Below are 17870 nucleotides of genomic sequence, written 5' to 3'. Positions count from 1 at the left end.
ATGGGTTAGGTATTGTTATTGGATTATTTCTTTTCTTCTTCTGACTCGCAGACCATGCAAGGAAGATGACGACCAATCAATTTACGGTAACCGAGTGCCCCTAGCAGACCACCAACAATTGGCGCAGTCAATGGGACTAAGAAATAAGGAATGTCACGTCCACCGGTCATAGCAATATCACCCCATCCGGCTAGATAGGCCACCACTTTCGGACCAAAGTCACGAGCAGGGTTTAAGGCGAATCCAGTTAAAGGACCAAATGAGCCACCGATAACAGCAATCAAAATACCGATTAATAATGGGGCCAATGGGCCTTTAGGTACACCATTACCATCGTCAGTTAAACCTAAAATTAGACAGACTAAGATGGCGGCAATAATAACTTCGATAAAGAAGGCATGCAGTACACTAATTTGCGGTGCAGGATAAGTCGAGAAAACACCGGCAGTAAAGAGGCTTTCTTGAGTTCCACGAATAATGTGGTGGACTTGTTCATAATCTGTAAAGACTGGCGAGTACATTGTATAGACTAACGCCGCGGCACAGAAGCCACCCAACATTTGGGCGACGATATAAGGAACAACTTTGCGCTTGTCAAAACAAGCAAATAACCATAAAGCAAGGGTTACAGCAGGGTTCAAATGGGCACCGGAAATGCCCGCGGTTAAATAAACAGCGAGTGCAACACCAAATCCCCAGATAATACTAATTTCCCAGAGACCCAGTTGCGCGCCAGCAAGACGCACGGCAGCGACGCATCCTAAACCGAAAAACACGATGAGAGCAGTGCCTAAAAACTCCGAAATACACTGGCCCATCAGTGTGGAAGATGTCATTTTGCTCATATAGTTAATCCTGCTCAAATAAAAAAAGAGTATTTTTTTCGAGTAAAATTTTCGTTGCGAAAATTTCTTCTGGTTAATTTAGCGTGAAAAAAGATGATCGAATATTGTCATGTTCGAAAACTGTGTGTTAAATCACCTAAAAACGAAAACAAACAACCATTAATAAGAGCGAATTCAAACATTGTGAAATTATTTACATCGCAATTTTACTAATAATGTTTGTAATCAAATGTAAGTCACTGGACACAGAGGATCATGCTACTTACAATCGAGGAAATAGATTTATAAGGGAGATCACGAACATGTCATTTGAAGTATTTGAGAAACTAGAAAACAAAGTCCAGCAGGCAATCGACACCATCGCGTTATTACAAATGGAAATCGATGAACTAAAAGAACAAAACAGTGCATTAAGCCAAGAGTTGCAAGCTAACAAATCAGGTACCGAATCACTGGTGCGTGAAAATGAACAGCTGAAGCAAGAGCAGGCGACTTGGCAGGAGCGGTTGCGGACTTTGCTAGGTAAGATGGAAGAAGTTTAATCTCCTTCATACTTCAAGCCACAGGGGTGTTGGTTGCTCTCGGCTACTCGGGCACATACTTGTGTATGCTTCCCGAGATATCCATCGCTTGCCGCCTACCTCGTCATAATTTGCATTGTAGGGGTGTTGGTTGCTCTCAGCTACTCGGGTCACATACTTTTGTATGCTCCCCGAGATATCCTCGCTGACCGCCTACCTACAATACGAATTATTTAGAGGTGTGTAGAAGTATGTAGAGGAGTGCTTTCTGAAAGATGTGAAGAGTGAGTGGAAAAACAGCAAGCGGAAAACAGGAAAGAAAAAGGCAGATAGTGATATCTGCCTTTTTTGTGGAATTTGGTGGGGATTATTCGTCGATGGTTTCGTCGAAATCATCATTGGCCGCTTGAGTGAGAGGCTCTTCAGACAGGATCATGCCAGTGTTATCGGCATACAGATAATCACCAGAGAAGAACGTCACACTACCAAAATTGACGCGGATATCACTTTCGCCGATACCTTCATCAGGACAACCTGCTGGTGTTGCAGCAACAGCTTGAATACCAAGGTCTAATTCCATTAAGGCATCCACTTGACGGACTGCACCATAAACCACGATGCCCTCCCAGCCATTACTGACAGCGACTTGTGCTAGCTCAGCATCAATCAATGCTTTACGCACGGAACCGCCACCGTCAACAAGCAATATACGCCCACGGCCGTCTTCTTCCAGCAAATCATACAGAATGCCGTTATCTTCAAAGCATTTAACTGTAATGATTTGACCGCCAAATGAAGTACGTCCACCAAAGTTGGAGAATAAAGGTTCTACCACGTTAACGCTTTCTTGGTAGATGTCGCAGAGCTCGGAAGTATCATATTTCATAGGATTTAGGTCTTTTTCTGCTGAAAGAGGGGGTTAGTATATCCCTTTTCGTCACAGCTTGGCAAAATTCCCGCCAAAAAATAGGCGGGAAAAGTCAAAAAAGCAGCAAGTAATTGTGATTATTTGCTCAAAACGACGCCAATTGAGAACAACACATTGGTAACTAAAGCCGCTTTGACCATGTTTTCAAGCATTGAGCGCATGCCTTCGGGGGTAGGGTCTGAAAGCACTTTACGAACGTGATTCATCAGCATCGGTACGGCAAGTAAAAATAGCCAGCCGCTCCAACCTTGTAGGTACATAAGATTGAAAAATGCTAGACACAGGATAGCGGCAACGATAAGAATTGTGTGATAGATGCGTGCACCCTCTGGCCCTAAACGAACCGCCAAGGTATTTTTACCTGCTTTAACATCGTTTTCGATATCACGCATATTATTAATATTCAAAACGGCAACAGACAGTAATCCACACGCGGTCGCTGGCAGAATAGTAATCGGGTTAAAGCTATTCGCTTGTAAATAAAAAGTCCCAATAACACTTAACCAGCCAAAGAAAATTAAGACCGATATATCACCCAGTCCTAAATAACCATAAGGTTTTTTACCGACGGTATAGGTAATCGCAGCAACAATGGCAACCAGCCCTAAAGCCAGAAATCCAATGGCATCTTCCGGTTTTTCACAGGCGACAACAATCAATAAGATCCCAGAAAGGCACGCGGCGAAGATATTCAGCTTTAAGGCTTTTTTCATATCTTCTTTGGTGATGATGCCTTTTTGCATCCCCCGCAATGGTCCGATACGTTCAGCAGTGTCTGAGCCTTTGACTGCATCTCCGTAATCATTCGCGAGGTTAGATAGAATCTGTAGTAGACCTGCTGTAATAATTGATAGCAGGGCAACTGGCCATTTAAAGTTGCCAGTGAGGTAAGTTAATGCGGAGCCAGTGACGATCGCAATAACCCCTAAAGGTAAGGTTTTTGGTCGTAAACTTTCTAGCCAAGCTTGTTTGCGACTGATTGAAGATGAGTTCATGTAATTTATTCACCGTACTCGTTATATTCCAAAGGGTAACGCTGATGAGATTCTAGCGGCACTTTGGATTAGTGGGAGTAAATGTTCTTAATTTAGTTGGGTTCAATACGGCAAAAGTGCAGCATAATTGCTGCACTTTATCTGACGTCTATTAAGGATACATGAAAACCTGATAATTAATAAGATTATAAAATAAATCTACTCAGATCTTCGTCTGCAACCAATTCGTCTAAATGCTGGCTAACATATTCAGCATTGATTTGAATGCTCTGTCCTTCACGTTCGCTGGCATCGAAAGAGATATCTTCCATCAAGCGTTCTAATACTGTGTGTAAACGACGAGCACCGATATTTTCGGTGGATTCGTTCACCTGCCATGCAGATTCCGCAATCTTACGGATACCATCAGCGGTGAAGTCAATATTCACGCCTTCAGTTGCCATCAGAGCTTTGTACTGCTCAGTCAGCGAAGAGTTCGGCTCGGTCAGAATGCGTTCAAAATCTTCGGTAGTGAGCGGTTGCAGCTCAACACGAATTGGTAAACGACCTTGTAATTCTGGGATCAGATCTGATGGGCTAGAGACTTGGAATGCCCCAGATGCGATAAACAGAATGTGGTCAGTTTTCACCATACCGTGTTTGGTGGAGATGGTGCAGCCTTCAATTAATGGCAGCAGATCGCGCTGAACACCTTCACGGGAGACATCCGGACCTGAACTTTGACCGCCGCGTTTACAGATTTTATCGAACTCATCAATAAACACGATGCCATTTTGTTCAACCGCTTCAATCGCTTGTTCTTTCAGCTCTTCAGGGTTAACCAATTTAGCGGCTTCTTCTTCCACCAGCAGTTTGAAAGCTTCTTTGATTTTCATCTTACGAGGCTTTTGCTTTTGTCCTGCTAAGTTTTGGAACATGGATTGCAGCTGGTTGGTCATCTCTTCCATACCAGGAGGCGCCATGATTTCAACACCCATTGGTGCAGCAGAAACTTCAATCTCGATTTCTTTATCGTCTAATTGGCCTTCACGTAATTTTTTACGGAATGCTTGGCGTGCAGGAGATGGCTCATCAACTGGCTCAGCTTGTCCCCAGTTATTTTTTGCTGGTGGAATCAATACATCCAGAATGCGCTCTTCCGCCATTTCTTCGGCACGATAGCGGTTTTTCTCGATAGATTGTAAACGAACCATTTTGACCGCAGAATCAGTCAGATCGCGGATGATGGAGTCAACTTCTTTACCTACATAGCCCACTTCGGTAAATTTGGTCGCTTCAACTTTGATAAATGGCGCATTGGCCAATTTTGCAAGGCGGCGAGCAATTTCAGTTTTACCCACACCTGTTGGACCAATCATGAGAATATTTTTTGGGGTCACTTCATGACGCAACGTTTCATTTAACTGCATACGGCGCCAGCGGTTACGCAGGGCGATAGCTACAGAACGTTTTGCTTTATGTTGACCAATAATATGGTTGTCGAGTTCGCTGACAATTTCGCGTGGAGTCATTTCGGACATACTAACAATCCTTATGATTTTGAAGAAATTTCTTCAAAGTTAACATTGTGGTTAGTGTAGATACAGATATCCCCAGCGATTTCGAGCGCCTTCTCAGCGATCTCTTTTGCGCTTAAATCTGTATTTTCGAGTAAGGCACGAGCTGCGGACTGGGCATATGGACCACCTGAACCAATCGCAATCAGGTCATTTTCTGGCTGAACGACGTCACCGTTACCTGTGATGATCAGTGAAGTATGCTCATCTGCTACTGCCAGTAACGCTTCGAGTTTGCGTAACATACGGTCGGTGCGCCAATCTTTGGCGAGCTCAACAGCAGCTTTAGTTAAATGTCCTTGATGGAGTTCGAGTTTGCGTTCGAACAGTTCAAAGAGTGTGAATGCGTCAGCGGTGCCACCGGCAAATCCTGCAATGACTTTGTCGTTATATAAGCGACGAACTTTGCGGACATTGCCTTTCATGACGGTATTACCCATCGTCGCCTGTCCATCACCACCGATTACAACTTGGCCATTACGGCGAACACTTACGATTGTTGTCATGAGTTAGCCCCTGGTTTTTATTACAAAAATAATGCGGTTGTTTCATATTTTAATAGGCAAATTTCAAGTGATAGCGGTTTATTCACTATCACTTGAAATCACAGAATCATAAAAACAACTGCTCATCAGTACGTTAAAACAGTAGATGGGGGAGGTGGGGGGATTTTTCAACCCCCAGAAGCACGAAGAATACAACCTGAAACGCCAACACCCGCAGCACGGTCACGCATGCCTTCTGCTGTGGACTTGGAGTATGGGCCTAACACGATACGATGCCATCCTCCGCCTGAGGTAATTCGGCTTTCAATACCGGAAAATGCCAGCGTTGCACGCACAGACTCCGCTTGTTCTGCGGTTTTGAACGAACCACATTGCACCAACATATTTTGCATATTATTGACTGGGGCAGGTTTTGGCTCAGGTTTAGGTTCTGGCTTCGCCACTGGCTGTACCGGCGCAGTAGGACGGACTTCCGGCTTGGGTTCAGTCACTGAAGGTTTATGCTGAACAGGTGCATCAATCGGCCTAGCTGGCTGAGCCGGTTCATTAATAATAACTTGGGAACGCGGCACTGGCTTACCATTAAAAGGAATTTCCTGTAGGTTGGTGACTGGCTGACGTCGATCAGAATCCAGTTGTTCCAGTAATTGGCGCTGTTCTGCGGTTAAATCCGTTTGACGAATATTGCCACTGCTACCACCAGTATTTGGTTGTGCAGGTGACGTATAATCTTGCCATGGCTCTTCTAGCTCACGCTTATAACGCCAAGGATCTTCAGGTTTCGGTGGTAGTGTATTACCTGGTTTAGTGGCATGTGGAGCACTATTAGTTTGTGATGTTTCTTTTTTATTGTGAGTAATAAAAAATAAACCACCAACAAATAGCACCACAATAGCGACGGCGACTACCAAGGTAGTCATAGGTAGCCCTTGTGCTTTCTTGCTTTTGCCTTTGCTTTTTTTTCGAGCGGATGAGCGCCCTCGAGCTACATAATCTTTTTGTGCCACGCTATTAATTCACTAGTTATCAGTTGTTAATCATTATTTTGGTTATATGTTACTTAACCTTAGCGATTTTGCCTAGCATTTAGGCGCTTTTGTACTCTCTCTAATGATTAAATCAGAATCTAGGAGACGGGAACCGGGGGTGACACTATTTCCTTGTAGTTGTTCTAGAAGCAATAACATCGCATGACGACCAATTTCTGTGCGAGGATGATTAATGGTGGTCAATGCCGGTAAGGTATATTTTGCTTGCTCAAGGTTATCAAAACCAACAAATGACAAGTCATCTGGAATTTTTAGACCCATTTTTTTTGCCTGCCACATTGCTCCAAACGCCATAATATCGGTATGGCAGAAAACAGCAGTGGGTGGCTCTGGTAGAGAAAGTAAGGTTTTTAAGGCTTCAGCACCACTTTCATGTGTAAAATCCCCTCTCACAATATAGCTCTCTCTCAGCCCTTCGCCAGTGCGTAACATCGCTTTTTTATAACCTTCTAAACGATATTCACTATGAGGCATACCTTCAGGGCCTGCAATACAGGCAATTCGTTTATGGCCTTGTCTGAGTAAATAGTGTGTAGCATTAAATGCGGCGGTCAGATTATCGATATGAACGGTAGGAAGTTTAAGTTCAGGGGCAAATTCATTCGCCATTACGATAGGCGGTAAATTTTTTTGTTCTTCTGTTGAAATATCAAACGGTAAATTAGAACCCAGTAAAACCATGCCATCAATCTGCTTGGTAATAATGAGATTGATAAAGGCATTTTCTTGCTTTCGCTGGTGTTTGCAATCACCAATCAGGACGAAATAGCCTTCATGGGCGGCCACCTCTTCAAGACCGCAGATCACATCACTGAAGAAGGGATCGCTGATATCTGGAACGATCGCTAAAATCGTTTTGGATTCATTGCGTTTATAACTTCTAGCCAGATTATGCGGGTAATAACCGACGTCTAGTACCGCTTGTTCGACTTTTTGACGTGTTTGTAAGGAGACTTTCTCTGGATTCATTAATGTCCGAGAGACCGTGGCGGTCGAGACACCTGCTGCATTGGCAACATCTTTCATGGTCGCCGTATTATTGTGTTTTTTATTTTCCACAACGCCTTCCTTTGTCTATTTAATCGATTGCTTTTTTTGAATGGCGCGAACACGTCATTTTGCTAATTAGAAGGCATTCTAATGAATTTCACAATAATATCTGTTACCTAGTTTGCATAAAAAATGTGACTTGCATCATTTTTTAGAGCTGACTCGCAAATTTCGAAAATAGTTAGTATGAGAAATACTTAATCCAAATTCTTAATGGGTAAATTGTTGGCAAAATATGAGGGTTTAACTAACAGACTCAGTCAGTTATCTTACCAACAAAGAGGTAGCTAGGATGGTGATCAACCATCCGTTGGATCGACATCAATATTCCATTTTACTTTGCGGCTTTCAGGCTGCTTGAGTAATTCTGGCAATAATTGCGCCATAAATTGCTGCAAATAAGCTCGGGAAGGATGCTGCAATAATAGCTGCCAACGAAAACGTCCACCTCGTTTAGCTTGAATCGACGGGGCTGGGCCTAATATCCACAGCCGGGAGTCGCTTTGTGGATGCTGGCTGATGTATTGGCGAACATTGTGTAAAAAATTGCGTGCATCCTGATTATTATGGTCTTCAGAACGGATCAATATATGGCTAGTAAAGGGGGGCAACATGGCGACGCGCCGCTCTTCTAGTGCTTCTTGAGTAAAGGCGTTATAGCCATTCTCCAGTAATGTTAGTAATAGCGGATGCTCAGGATGGTGGGTTTGTAAAAAAACCTCACCCTGTTTGCCGGCTCGCCCTGCACGCCCTGAAACTTGGACATATAACTGGGCAAAGCGCTCTGCGGCTCTAAAATCACTAGAGAACAGTGCGCCATCCACATCTAATAATGCCACGAGGGTAACATCGGGGAAATGGTGCCCTTTAGCCAGCATTTGAGTGCCGATCAAAATTCGTGCACCACCTTCATGAACCGCATTTAAATGCTGCTCAAGTTCCCCTTTACGGCTGGTCGTGTCTCGGTCAATTCGCGTGACTGGGACATCGGGAAATAGCTCAGAAATTCCTTCTTCTAATTGTTCCGTTCCCATTCCCACAGGAACCAGATTGGTGGACCCACAGTGTGGACATTGGTGTGGGACTGGCCGCTGACTATCACAATGGTGGCAGCGTAATTGATGGAAGTTTTGGTGCAAAGTGTAGTAGTGGTCGCAGCGCTGACACTCTGCAATCCATCCACATTCGTGGCAGATGAGAGCTGGGGAATAACCTCGGCGGTTTAAAAACAAAATGACCTGATTATTTTGCGCTAAGTGATTCTTAATATGCTGAATCAATAAATGGGATAAACCAAACTTGAGTGGCTGACCTTTTAAATCAATTAAGTGTTGATCCGCAGGGCGGGCATTTCCTGCACGGATAGTCAGATTTAATTGACGATATTTATTTTGCTGAACATTACTTAGTGTTTCTAAAGATGGGGTGGCTGTTCCCATAATGATGGGGATATTTTCTTTTTTAGCTCGAAATACCGCTAAATCTCGAGCATGGTAGCGCCAGCCATCTTGCTGTTTATAGGAACTGTCATGCTCTTCATCGATGATGATGATCCCAAGGTGAGCAAACGGGGTGAACAACGCTGAACGAGTTCCGATGATAATTCCATTCGAGCCTTGTTTAGCTCTTAGCCAAACTGCCAGACGCTCGCTATCGTTGAGTGCCGAATGCAGCACATCCACAGGAACATTAAAACGTTCGCGGAATCGATTGATGGTTTGGGGAGTTAGCCCGATTTCAGGGACTAAAACCAGCGCTTGTTTACCTTTAGCGAGAATATTTTCCAGTACACTCAGATACACTTCGGTTTTACCTGAGCCGGTGATCCCTGCAAGTAGCCAAGGAGAGAAATTATCATCCTCGGCACGGATGGCACCCACGGCAGTGGCTTGCTCACTATTGAGGCGTAAGCGTTCACCACAGATGGTAAAGTGGGATTGCCATTGTTCCACTACCGGCTGCACAGGATGCAATTCCGCATACTGTTTTTTCTTCAGGGACTGTAATGCACTTTCATTGATTTCTAATTCTGCAACTTGGTGGCGATAAATAGGTCGACGACGCAGTAAGGCCAAGGCTTGCTGCTGTTTTGGGGATCGTTTTAACTCATTGAGATCGACTTCTTGACCGGCGATCGTCGCTTGCCATTGCCAGATCGGTGTAAATTCGGCGGGCTTACCTTGACGGAGCAATGTTGGCATTGCATGAAATAACACTTCGCCAATCGGGTAGTGGTAATATTGAGATGACCAAAGTAGTAATTGCCACAGGTCATCTGGAAATAAGGTTTGGGAGTCCAGAACCAACTCAATAGTTTTCAATTGGTCTTCAGGGAATTCACTTTTATCGCTGTGATTGACAACGACACCAAGGGCTTGGCGTTTACCAAAGGGCACCATAACGCGGCTACCAACGACGGGTAGCGGCATATTATCTGCAAGGCGATAATCAAATGTGCGATTCAAAGGAACAGGTAAAGCCACCTGAACGACGATCATAGCTGGATTTCCGTCTGTTTTTTGTGCGATATTGCGAAGGTATTTTACTAGAATATCACAAAAATCATGCTAATTTCATTGCGTGGTAAACAGATTTTCTGTATGATCCGCCGCCTTTGGTATCATTAATTTTGCGAAAATATTTGTTTTTGTGAAAACCTAATCCTTGCCAATATACTAAATTTAATCAACACGACGTGTGGTGTCCGGCGTTAGGGCTGGAATGGCGACACGGCCTTATTAGAGGTTCTCCCATGAAAAAAGGTATTCACCCTAAATACGAAGAAATTACTGCGACTTGTTCTTGCGGTAACGTAATGAAAATTAATTCAACAGCTGGTCATTCTCTGAACCTGGACGTTTGTGGTAACTGCCACCCGTTCTATACTGGTAAACAACGTGATGTTGCTACTGGTGGTCGTGTTGATCGCTTTAATCAGCGTTTCAGCATTCCAGGTGCTAAAAAATAATCAAGCCTGTCTCGTTGAAGTTAATTTAACGTATTCAGTAAAAACCTGTTCTATTGAACAGGTTTTTTATTGTCTAAAATCTACCATTTCCAGCATCTAAAAGTGGTAAGTAATCCCAAACATAAAGTCATGAGCGGCGAGTTTTATTGTGGATGTGTCTGTTCCATCTTTATCAAATGCATTGGGCATTGATATCTTATACTTACCCGCTTCGGTGAACCGATAGCCCAGATCGAAGGATAAATTATCATTGAATGCATATCGGCTTCCAAGTCCCAAGCTCCATGCTAATTTATTGATTCTTTGGGATTTTGACTGATTAGAACTTTGCTTTAAACCTAAAATTTCAAATTCTGACCGTTGTGTATTTTCATAGCGAGTGCTTGCCAATCCAAGCCCAAATGAAATATAGGGAGCAAACGCAGTTTGGTTTTTCATATCATAGTAGCCATTTAACATCGCGGTCGTCAGTGTTGCTTCATTTTTCATATCAGATGAACTATTCGGTATGTTTGAAAGAGCATTGAGGCTATGAGTATTGCTGACTTTTCCCCTCATTCCGACTTCTAATTCAGCCCGAATAGGCATTGAGAATTGGTCATAAAAGTTATAACCCACGGCAAGATAATTACCAAAGGCAGGGTGACTTTTGTCATTAAATTTTAGCATTTTAAAATCAGGTTTCTTATCATCGCTATATTCAAATTTAGAATCATACATATTGAGTATAGATACACCAATTTTACTTGATAGATAAACACCGTTATTACTGGATGCTATTGCTAAATTAGCAAACAACAAGCATATGGAGATTAAAATTATTTTTTTCATTGTTAAGCACCAGTTAATTATTTCAATATGAAATATAACTGGAGTATAAATTAAATTGGACGTTTTAGAGGCTATTGGGGATCTTCAGATAACCACGCTGAATTTTAATATAAAAAGACGTGAAATTAGTATTACCCATTGTAAATTAATTAAATTAATAGATTTAAATCTAACCTAATATGAATATTTGATTTTATATGTCTAATAATGAGTGGTGTAGATTGCACCTCAATCATCATTAAAGAATGTATTAAGGTGCAAGGCGATAAAAGTAAAATATTAGAAGCGATAAACTAATCCGAACATAATATCGTGGCTTTGAACTTTTACTTTAGAGACATTTTCTTGATTATCTTCGTAGTAGCTGGCTTTTGATTTTCCTGCATCTAAAAAGCGGTAGCTCATATCTAACGAAAGATGATTATTTACTTGGTATTGTGAGCCTAGACCAACACTCCAGGCAAAATTATTGGTGGTTTTAGATTTAGTGAATTTCTCATGGGTGAATTGATTCATACTCACAATATGCTCATTGTAGTCATAACGCATTTTGTGGTTAATGCTTGCCATCCCTAATCCAACAGAAATATACGGAGTAAATTTGGTGTCATTTTTGAAGTCATAATAGGTATTGACCATGACCGTGTTTAAGGTGATATCTGCTTTCACATCATCTGAACTGCTGAAAACACCAGGGTCATTAACTGAGTCAAGGTTGTGACTTGTCGATGCTTTTTCCCGCATACCAAACTCTAACTCGGTACGAATAGGCAAAGTGGTTGTTTTTGAAAAATCGTAACCTACTGCAATATTGCCGCCAAACACTGAATCATTGGTTTTGCCGAGATTTTCTTGCTCGAACTCATGATCCGTCGTTTCCCATTTTTGATCTGAAAGTTGCACAATTGAAGCACCAATCTTACCAGAGACATAAAGACCGTTTGTTGATGCCATTGTCATGCTAGAAACCAAACTTAGTAAAGAGACTGCAAAAATTTTCTTCATTTATTAATTCCATTTAGTCGATGTTCGGATTACGCATTATTAGTATAGATAACAATGAATAATGCTTATGTAGGATCGAGTTAAAACTTGATATACGGCATGCTTTCTTATTTTTTTAATTTAATTCAGCATTTACGAGTATAAAAAGCATTAAAACCGATGATAAATCGCACTCTAGCGGGTCAATTAATCACCAGTGGATTAATAAAAGAAGAATGGCGCATTTATCAGCTCAATGCGCCTAAACAACAACTAGAGAAAACTAGCGTTTTTGGCAGGGCGCGGGAGCATATTTATTATCGGCAGGAAATGGATTTGCTTCACAGTCAGGTAGCTCTTCTTTTACTTCAAAAATAGCAAATCCAATTACGCCAATATTTCGTTCATCCCCTTGAATATTTTGATTAACATAAGACTCTTCAGGTGCCGCAAAACGGAATGCGGCGACTTGGTTATCATTTTTACGGAAACCGTCAATGGTAAGCTGGCCATTAGGGCGTACCAAATAGCCTGAATTCTGATGCGATCCTGCTTGCCCATTTAGGACATCCAGCCCATCAATGGTGGTGACAACTTCAAAAGTTCGGTGGTTATCAGTATTGGTGATTACCAATTGATAACGTTGACCTTCTTTAGCGGGAAGAATGTATTGCCCTTGATTATTACGATAAAAATCCATCGGGCGTCCTGACTCATTGGTCACAGTAATCATCAATGGTTGTAATGGAAGTTTTGTGAATGTACTGACATTGCGTGGGACTTGTTCACCCCGATAGTAAATCGTGGCGGTATCATAGGCGATTGAAGAAAGTCGAGAAGCATTAACTGTGATAACTGAAGAATCTACATCCTCTCCCCACTTTGTTCCCAATTTTTTTGCTGAGTCTTCAGGGGCTGATGCACTCGTTGCATATTGCTGGGGAGCCCCGCATCCAGCGGTAATTAATAATGCGCTACCGAGTAGGCAGGCAATAAGTGGGCGATATGTATTCATTATCAGACCTCTGATTGTTGTTATTGTCATGTGTAATAGCGGTCGAGTGTAGATAAATATGAAGAATAAAACCTGAGGGGAATTCTGAAAGCAGGATAAATCAGAGGAATCCTTTGGAAAGGCGGATTCGGCTCGTGTTAGCGAGCCGAATAAAACAATGAGATAGGACGACTAAGAAAATTAATATTCCCAAGTTTCTGGGTCGATCCCCAGTTCGCGCATAATCTCTTTAGCCGCTTCAGGGATCTCATCATTGCGCTCTTTACGCAAATCTTCGTCATTCGGCAGAGGTTGACCAGTAAATGCATGTAAAAAGGCTTCACACAGTAATTCACTGTTAGTCGCATGACGCAAGTTATTGATTTGACGACGAGTACGTTCATCAGTCAAAATTTTCAGTACCTTTAAAGGAATTGATACTGTAATTTTTTTGACTTGCTCACTCTTTTTGCCATGTTCAGCATACGGACTGACATATTCACCGTTCCATTCAGCCATGAGATACCTTGGATATGTTCATTAATAATAAAAAAATAATATGCCGATAACCTTCCTGAAAAATATTCATTCAGTGAAAGTTCTGCATACAAGTTAGAATAAATGTCACTTAGATTATTATAATTTCTCTTGAGAAATTAACCAGCTAAGTGTGTTTATATGCCTGCTTATGCTACCAGCCATCAATTGGCACATAGTTATTATGGCTGATTATTCCATTAGTTGATATAAACGTAAAGAGGTTTAGACGTCCAGACATGTTGACGTCCAAATTTCATTTGCGTATGATTTGAGCTATCCCATACTTGGAGAGACGCCCATGACATACAAGGCATCAACAATCGCAATACATAATGGATTAAATGAAGACCAGCAATTTGGCTGTGTTGTTCCCCCTATCTATTTATCCAGCACTTATAATTTCACCGATTTTAATGAGCCAAGAGCCCATGATTATTCTCGTCGAGGTAATCCGGGGCGCGATATTGTACAGCGCACATTGGCACAGTTAGAAGGTGGAAGCGGTGCGGTGATGACAAACAGTGGTATGTCAGCTCTCCATTTACTGTGTACCGTTTTATTGCAACCCGGCGACTTACTCATTGCTCCCCATGATTGTTATGGCGGCAGCTACCGTTTATTTCATAGCTTAAGCCTGAAAGGGGCTTATCAAGTTGAGTTTATCAATCAAAGCGATGAATCAGCCTTGCAAGCCGCACTAGCAAAGAAACCTAAGTTAGTCTTGATTGAAACGCCGAGTAATCCGCTACTGAGAATTTATGATATCCAACATATTGCCAGTCTCGCCCATCAGGCGGGGGCATTCGTGGTGGTCGATAACACATTTTTGAGTCCGATATTGCAGCAACCATTAGCCTTAGGCGCTGATTTTGTTGTACATTCATGTACAAAATATCTTAATGGCCATTCAGATATTATTGCAGGCGCCGTGATTGCTAAAGAAGAAAAATGGGCACTAGAATTAGCATGGTGGGCAAATAATATCGGTGTTACTGGGGGCGCTTTCGATAGCTATTTGCTGCTAAGAGGCATGAGAACATTGTCTCCACGCATTGCACAGCAGCAACGTAACGCCGATGAGATCGTAAAATATCTTAAAACTCAGCCTCTCGTTCAGAAAATATATTATCCTGCTTTGAGTGATCATCCAGGGCACGAAATTGCGGTCAAGCAACAAGCTGGCTTTGGTGCGATGTTAAGTTTTGAATTTGCAGGTGATGAGCAACAGTTGCGTCATTTTCTTCAGGCACTCACCCTGTTTACATTAGCGGAATCTCTTGGTGGTGTTGAAACCTTGATTTCCCATACGGCGACCATGACTCATGCGGGAATGTCTCCTGAAGCACGAACTGCCGCAGGAATTACCGATAATTTATTGCGGATTTCAGTGGGTATTGAAGATATTCAAGATCTAATTGCAGATTTGACTAACGCATTTAAGGTTGCGTCACAACGTTAGCGGAGTTTTTGATGAGTGCATTGACAGCATTTGAGGTGACGCCTTGTCACCGGCAGTTACATAAGTTCGGGGGAAGTAGTTTAGCTGATGTGAAATGTTATCAGCGTGTCGCCAATATTATGGCGAACTATAGTCAACCCGGCGATTTAATGGTTGTCTCCGCGGCAGGAAGTACGACGAATCAATTGATTAGTTGGTTAAAACTGAGCCAAAGTGACCGTATCTCTGCTCATCAGGTACAGCAGGCTCTCCGTCGATATCAACAGGATTTGATTAGTGGCCTGTTACCTGAAGATCAAGCTGAAGCGCTGAATGCATTATTTGTTGCCGATTTAGAGCGTCTGAGTGGCTTATTGGATAAGCCAGTTAATGATGCGACATATGCAGAAGTGGTTGGGCATGGGGAAATTTGGTCTGCACGTTTAATGTCTGCGGTACTTGAGCAATTTGACATGGCAAGTGCATGGCTAGACGCGAGAACTTTTTTGCGAGCAGAAAGAGCCGCTCAACCTCAAGTTGATGAATCTCAATCTCGCCAATTATTACAGCAATTACTAGTCCAGTATCCAGATCGTCGTATTGTGGTCACAGGATTTATTTCCCGTAACCATAAAGGTGAAACTGTCTTGTTAGGGCGTAATGGTAGCGATTATTCGGCGACCCAAGTTGGTGCGCTGGCAGATGTCGGTAAAGTGACCATTTGGAGTGATGTGGCAGGGGTATACAGCGCTGACCCACGTAAGGTCAAAGATGCGTGTTTATTGCCGCTGTTAAGACTGGATGAAGCCAGTGAACTGGCTCGCCTTGCCGCACCAGTACTGCATACCCGCACTTTGCAGCCAGTTTCGGTGAGCAATATCGATCTGCAATTACGTTGCAGTTACCAACCCGAGCAAGGTTCCACCAAAATTGAGCGTGTATTAGCGTCAGGGGCAGGTGCTAAAATTGTCACGAGCCATGACGATGTGTGCTTGATTGAGTTAAGAATTGCTGCAGGGCGTGATTTTAATCAAATCTGCAAAGATATCGATTTATTACTCAAACGGGTTCAATTGCGCCCGCTAGCGCGTGGTGTTCATCATGACCGCGCTATTTTACAGCTGTGTTACACCTCTGAAGTGGTTGAAAGTGCATTAAATGTCTTGGAAGAAGCCGCTCTGCCCGGATCACTATCTTTACGTGAAGGTTTTTCCTTAGTGGCATTAGTGGGGGCGGGTGTATGTAAAAAACCACTGCATAGTCACCGATTCTATGAAGAACTCAAAGGGCAACCCGTTGAGTTTATCTGGCATTCAGAAGATGGAATCAGTTTGGTGGCAGTGCTGCGTACTAACCAAACTGAGCATATTATTCAAGGAATGCATCAAAGTTTGTTCCGAGCAGAAAAACGCATTGGTTTAGTGTTATTTGGAAAAGGGAATATTGGTGCTCGTTGGTTAGAGCTATTCTCTGTGGAACAAAATAATATCTCCGCACGTAGCGATTTTGATTTTGTCTTGGCTGGAGTGGTAGATAGCCGACGCAGTTTATTGAATTATCAAGGTATCGATCCAAGCCGCGCATTAGCCTTTTTTGATGACGAAGCCATTGAACACCAAGATGATAATTTATTCCTGTGGATGCGTGCGCACCCTTACGATGACTTAATTGTTCTTGATGTGACGGCCAGCGGTGAGCTAGCTAACAGCTATGTAGATTTTGCTAGCTATGGTTTCCATGTTATTAGCGCCAATAAAATTGCGGGAGCCGCACCGACTCAGCAATATCGTGAAATTCGTGATGCATTTGCGAAAACAGGGCGTCACTGGTTATACAATGCCACGGTTGGCGCAGGTTTACCGATCAACTACGCAGTGCGTGATCTGAAACAAAGCGGAGACGCAATTTTAGCGATCAGCGGGATCTTCTCTGGCACGTTATCTTGGTTATTTTTGCAGTTCGATGGGTCGGTTCCGTTTAGTGAGTTAGTGGAGCAAGCATGGCAACAAGGTCTTACTGAGCCAGATCCACGTATCGACCTTTCTGGGCAAGATGTGATGCGTAAATTGATTATTCTGGCGCGTGAAGCGGGTTATGACATTGAGCCGGATGAAGTGCGTGTTGAGTCTTTAGTCCCTGCTCAGGCGGAGACGGGTTCCTTAGATGAATTTTTCGAAAATAGTGCGGTGATTAATGACCAAATGCAGCAGCGTTTGGAAGCGGCACAAGAGATGGGGTTAGTTCTGCGTTATGTCGCGCGCTTCGACGCGGTGAAAGGTAAGGCAAAAGTTGGCGTAGAAGCCGTGAAACCGGAGCATCCTTTGGCATCATTACTACCGGGGGATAACGTATTTGCGATCGAAAGCCGCTGGTATCGTGATAACCCACTGGTGATCCGGGGACCGGGAGCAGGGCGTGATGTAACCGCGGGAGCAATTCAATCAGATTTAAACCGCCTTTCTCAACTTCTCTAGTCTAGCGAGCACATTGGTCGATGATGAATATGACCAATGTGCTGTATTTTTTTAATTTTATTCTCTCAATTTAATTCTTAAGCAAGATTCATGACTTTAATGAGCTGAATCGACGATAGATTGCGCTGAAACAATACTTAAATAAGAAAAATTAATAAAAATAAGGCTGTAATTAAATTTCATAAAAATCA

16 protein-coding genes are annotated in these 17870 nt (G+C 42.8%); 4 read left to right on the top strand and 12 right to left on the bottom strand.

The window, feature by feature from the left end; genetic code table 11:
- Window positions 1–23: 23 nt before the first annotated feature.
- The gene (locus EL244_RS17425) at window positions 24–845 is read right to left on the bottom strand and encodes an MIP/aquaporin family protein (protein WP_006816275.1); all 822 of its coding nucleotides are present in this window, start codon (window positions 843–845) and stop codon (window positions 24–26) included.
- Between the two features lie 302 nt (window positions 846–1147).
- Here EL244_RS17425 and zapB point away from each other — a divergent pair, with 302 nt between their 5' ends.
- Window positions 1148–1387, top strand: a complete 240-nt coding sequence (gene zapB / locus EL244_RS17420) for a cell division protein ZapB (protein ID WP_112837485.1) — start codon at window positions 1148–1150, stop codon at window positions 1385–1387.
- A 346-nt stretch (window positions 1388–1733) separates the two neighbouring features.
- Here the strand turns inward: zapB and rraA are convergent, their stop codons facing one another.
- The 7 genes from rraA to priA all read right to left on the bottom strand — a co-directional run bounded on the left by rraA (window position 1734) and on the right by priA (window position 9948).
- Window positions 1734–2252 (bottom strand): ribonuclease E activity regulator RraA, encoded by a 519-nt coding sequence (gene rraA / locus EL244_RS17415; RefSeq protein WP_006816271.1) that lies wholly within the window; start codon window positions 2250–2252, stop codon window positions 1734–1736.
- Between the two features lie 119 nt (window positions 2253–2371).
- Window positions 2372–3289 carry a 1,4-dihydroxy-2-naphthoate polyprenyltransferase gene (locus EL244_RS17410; RefSeq protein WP_126462554.1) on the bottom strand — a complete coding sequence of 306 codons (918 nt, stop codon included), beginning with the start codon at window positions 3287–3289 and terminating at the stop codon, window positions 2372–2374.
- A 185-nt stretch (window positions 3290–3474) separates the two neighbouring features.
- Window positions 3475–4809, bottom strand: coding sequence for an HslU--HslV peptidase ATPase subunit (gene hslU, locus EL244_RS17405; RefSeq protein ID WP_006816269.1), 1335 nt, complete (start codon window positions 4807–4809; stop codon window positions 3475–3477).
- An 11-nt stretch (window positions 4810–4820) separates the two neighbouring features.
- Window positions 4821–5351: an ATP-dependent protease subunit HslV gene (gene hslV / locus EL244_RS17400; RefSeq protein ID WP_006816268.1), complete on the bottom strand. Its 531-nt coding sequence runs from the start codon at window positions 5349–5351 to the stop codon at window positions 4821–4823.
- A 167-nt stretch (window positions 5352–5518) separates the two neighbouring features.
- Window positions 5519–6358 (bottom strand): cell division protein FtsN, encoded by an 840-nt coding sequence (gene ftsN / locus EL244_RS17395; protein ID WP_126462551.1) that lies wholly within the window; start codon window positions 6356–6358, stop codon window positions 5519–5521.
- 72 nt (window positions 6359–6430) lie between these two features.
- Complete coding sequence (gene cytR / locus EL244_RS17390; protein ID WP_006816265.1) at window positions 6431–7459, bottom strand: DNA-binding transcriptional regulator CytR; 1029 nt, start codon at window positions 7457–7459, stop codon at window positions 6431–6433.
- Window positions 7460–7749: 290 nt separating this feature from the next.
- Window positions 7750–9948: a primosomal protein N' gene (gene priA, locus EL244_RS17385; protein ID WP_126462548.1), complete on the bottom strand. Its 2199-nt coding sequence runs from the start codon at window positions 9946–9948 to the stop codon at window positions 7750–7752.
- Between the two features lie 254 nt (window positions 9949–10202).
- Here priA and rpmE point away from each other — a divergent pair, with 254 nt between their 5' ends.
- On the top strand, window positions 10203–10418 hold the full coding sequence (rpmE, locus tag EL244_RS17380; protein WP_006816263.1) for a 50S ribosomal protein L31: 216 nt from the start codon (window positions 10203–10205) through the stop codon (window positions 10416–10418).
- Window positions 10419–10514: 96 nt separating this feature from the next.
- On the opposite strand, the gene EL244_RS17375 is transcribed toward rpmE, so the two are convergent.
- The 4 genes from EL244_RS17375 to metJ all read right to left on the bottom strand — a co-directional run bounded on the left by EL244_RS17375 (window position 10515) and on the right by metJ (window position 13746).
- Entirely contained in the window at window positions 10515–11249 is a 735-nt protein-coding gene (locus tag EL244_RS17375; protein WP_126462545.1) for an outer membrane protein, read from the bottom strand.
- Window positions 11250–11528: 279 nt separating this feature from the next.
- Window positions 11529–12254: an outer membrane protein gene (locus tag EL244_RS17370; protein WP_126462542.1), complete on the bottom strand. Its 726-nt coding sequence runs from the start codon at window positions 12252–12254 to the stop codon at window positions 11529–11531.
- A 262-nt stretch (window positions 12255–12516) separates the two neighbouring features.
- The gene (locus EL244_RS17365) at window positions 12517–13248 is read right to left on the bottom strand and encodes a hypothetical protein (protein WP_126462539.1); all 732 of its coding nucleotides are present in this window, start codon (window positions 13246–13248) and stop codon (window positions 12517–12519) included.
- Between the two features lie 180 nt (window positions 13249–13428).
- Window positions 13429–13746 carry a met regulon transcriptional regulator MetJ gene (gene metJ, locus EL244_RS17360; protein WP_004265315.1) on the bottom strand — a complete coding sequence of 106 codons (318 nt, stop codon included), beginning with the start codon at window positions 13744–13746 and terminating at the stop codon, window positions 13429–13431.
- Window positions 13747–14065: 319 nt separating this feature from the next.
- Between metJ and metB the strand changes: the two genes are divergently transcribed.
- Together metB and EL244_RS17350 are read left to right on the top strand one after the other, a co-directional pair.
- On the top strand, window positions 14066–15226 hold the full coding sequence (gene metB / locus EL244_RS17355) for a cystathionine gamma-synthase (protein WP_006816259.1): 1161 nt from the start codon (window positions 14066–14068) through the stop codon (window positions 15224–15226).
- Between the two features lie 11 nt (window positions 15227–15237).
- Entirely contained in the window at window positions 15238–17679 is a 2442-nt protein-coding gene (locus EL244_RS17350; protein WP_126462536.1) for a bifunctional aspartate kinase/homoserine dehydrogenase II, read from the top strand.
- The last annotated feature ends 191 nt before the right edge of the window (window positions 17680–17870 follow it).

The sequence above is a fragment of the Providencia rustigianii genome (assembly GCF_900637755.1).
Lineage (GTDB): Bacteria > Pseudomonadota > Gammaproteobacteria > Enterobacterales > Enterobacteriaceae > Providencia > Providencia rustigianii.
This window is presented reverse-complemented; position numbering and strand designations above follow the sequence as displayed.

What these genes read in the sequence shown, in the direction of transcription:
- EL244_RS17425 (WP_006816275.1), bottom strand. Translation starts at nt 845, where the DNA reads ATGAGCAAAATGACATCTTCCACACTGATGGGCCAGTGTATTTCGGAG.
- zapB (WP_112837485.1), top strand. Translation starts at nt 1,148, where the DNA reads ATGTCATTTGAAGTATTTGAGAAACTAGAAAACAAAGTCCAGCAGGCA.
- rraA (WP_006816271.1), bottom strand. Translation starts at nt 2,252, where the DNA reads ATGAAATATGATACTTCCGAGCTCTGCGACATCTACCAAGAAAGCGTT.
- EL244_RS17410 (WP_126462554.1), bottom strand. Translation starts at nt 3,289, where the DNA reads ATGAACTCATCTTCAATCAGTCGCAAACAAGCTTGGCTAGAAAGTTTA.
- hslU (WP_006816269.1), bottom strand. Translation starts at nt 4,809, where the DNA reads ATGTCCGAAATGACTCCACGCGAAATTGTCAGCGAACTCGACAACCAT.
- hslV (WP_006816268.1), bottom strand. Translation starts at nt 5,351, where the DNA reads ATGACAACAATCGTAAGTGTTCGCCGTAATGGCCAAGTTGTAATCGGT.
- priA (WP_126462548.1), bottom strand. Translation starts at nt 9,948, where the DNA reads ATGATCGTCGTTCAGGTGGCTTTACCTGTTCCTTTGAATCGCACATTT.
- rpmE (WP_006816263.1), top strand. Translation starts at nt 10,203, where the DNA reads ATGAAAAAAGGTATTCACCCTAAATACGAAGAAATTACTGCGACTTGT.
- EL244_RS17375 (WP_126462545.1), bottom strand. Translation starts at nt 11,249, where the DNA reads ATGAAAAAAATAATTTTAATCTCCATATGCTTGTTGTTTGCTAATTTA.
- EL244_RS17370 (WP_126462542.1), bottom strand. Translation starts at nt 12,254, where the DNA reads ATGAAGAAAATTTTTGCAGTCTCTTTACTAAGTTTGGTTTCTAGCATG.
- EL244_RS17365 (WP_126462539.1), bottom strand. Translation starts at nt 13,248, where the DNA reads ATGAATACATATCGCCCACTTATTGCCTGCCTACTCGGTAGCGCATTA.
- metJ (WP_004265315.1), bottom strand. Translation starts at nt 13,746, where the DNA reads ATGGCTGAATGGAACGGTGAATATGTCAGTCCGTATGCTGAACATGGC.
- metB (WP_006816259.1), top strand. Translation starts at nt 14,066, where the DNA reads ATGACATACAAGGCATCAACAATCGCAATACATAATGGATTAAATGAA.
- EL244_RS17350 (WP_126462536.1), top strand. Translation starts at nt 15,238, where the DNA reads ATGAGTGCATTGACAGCATTTGAGGTGACGCCTTGTCACCGGCAGTTA.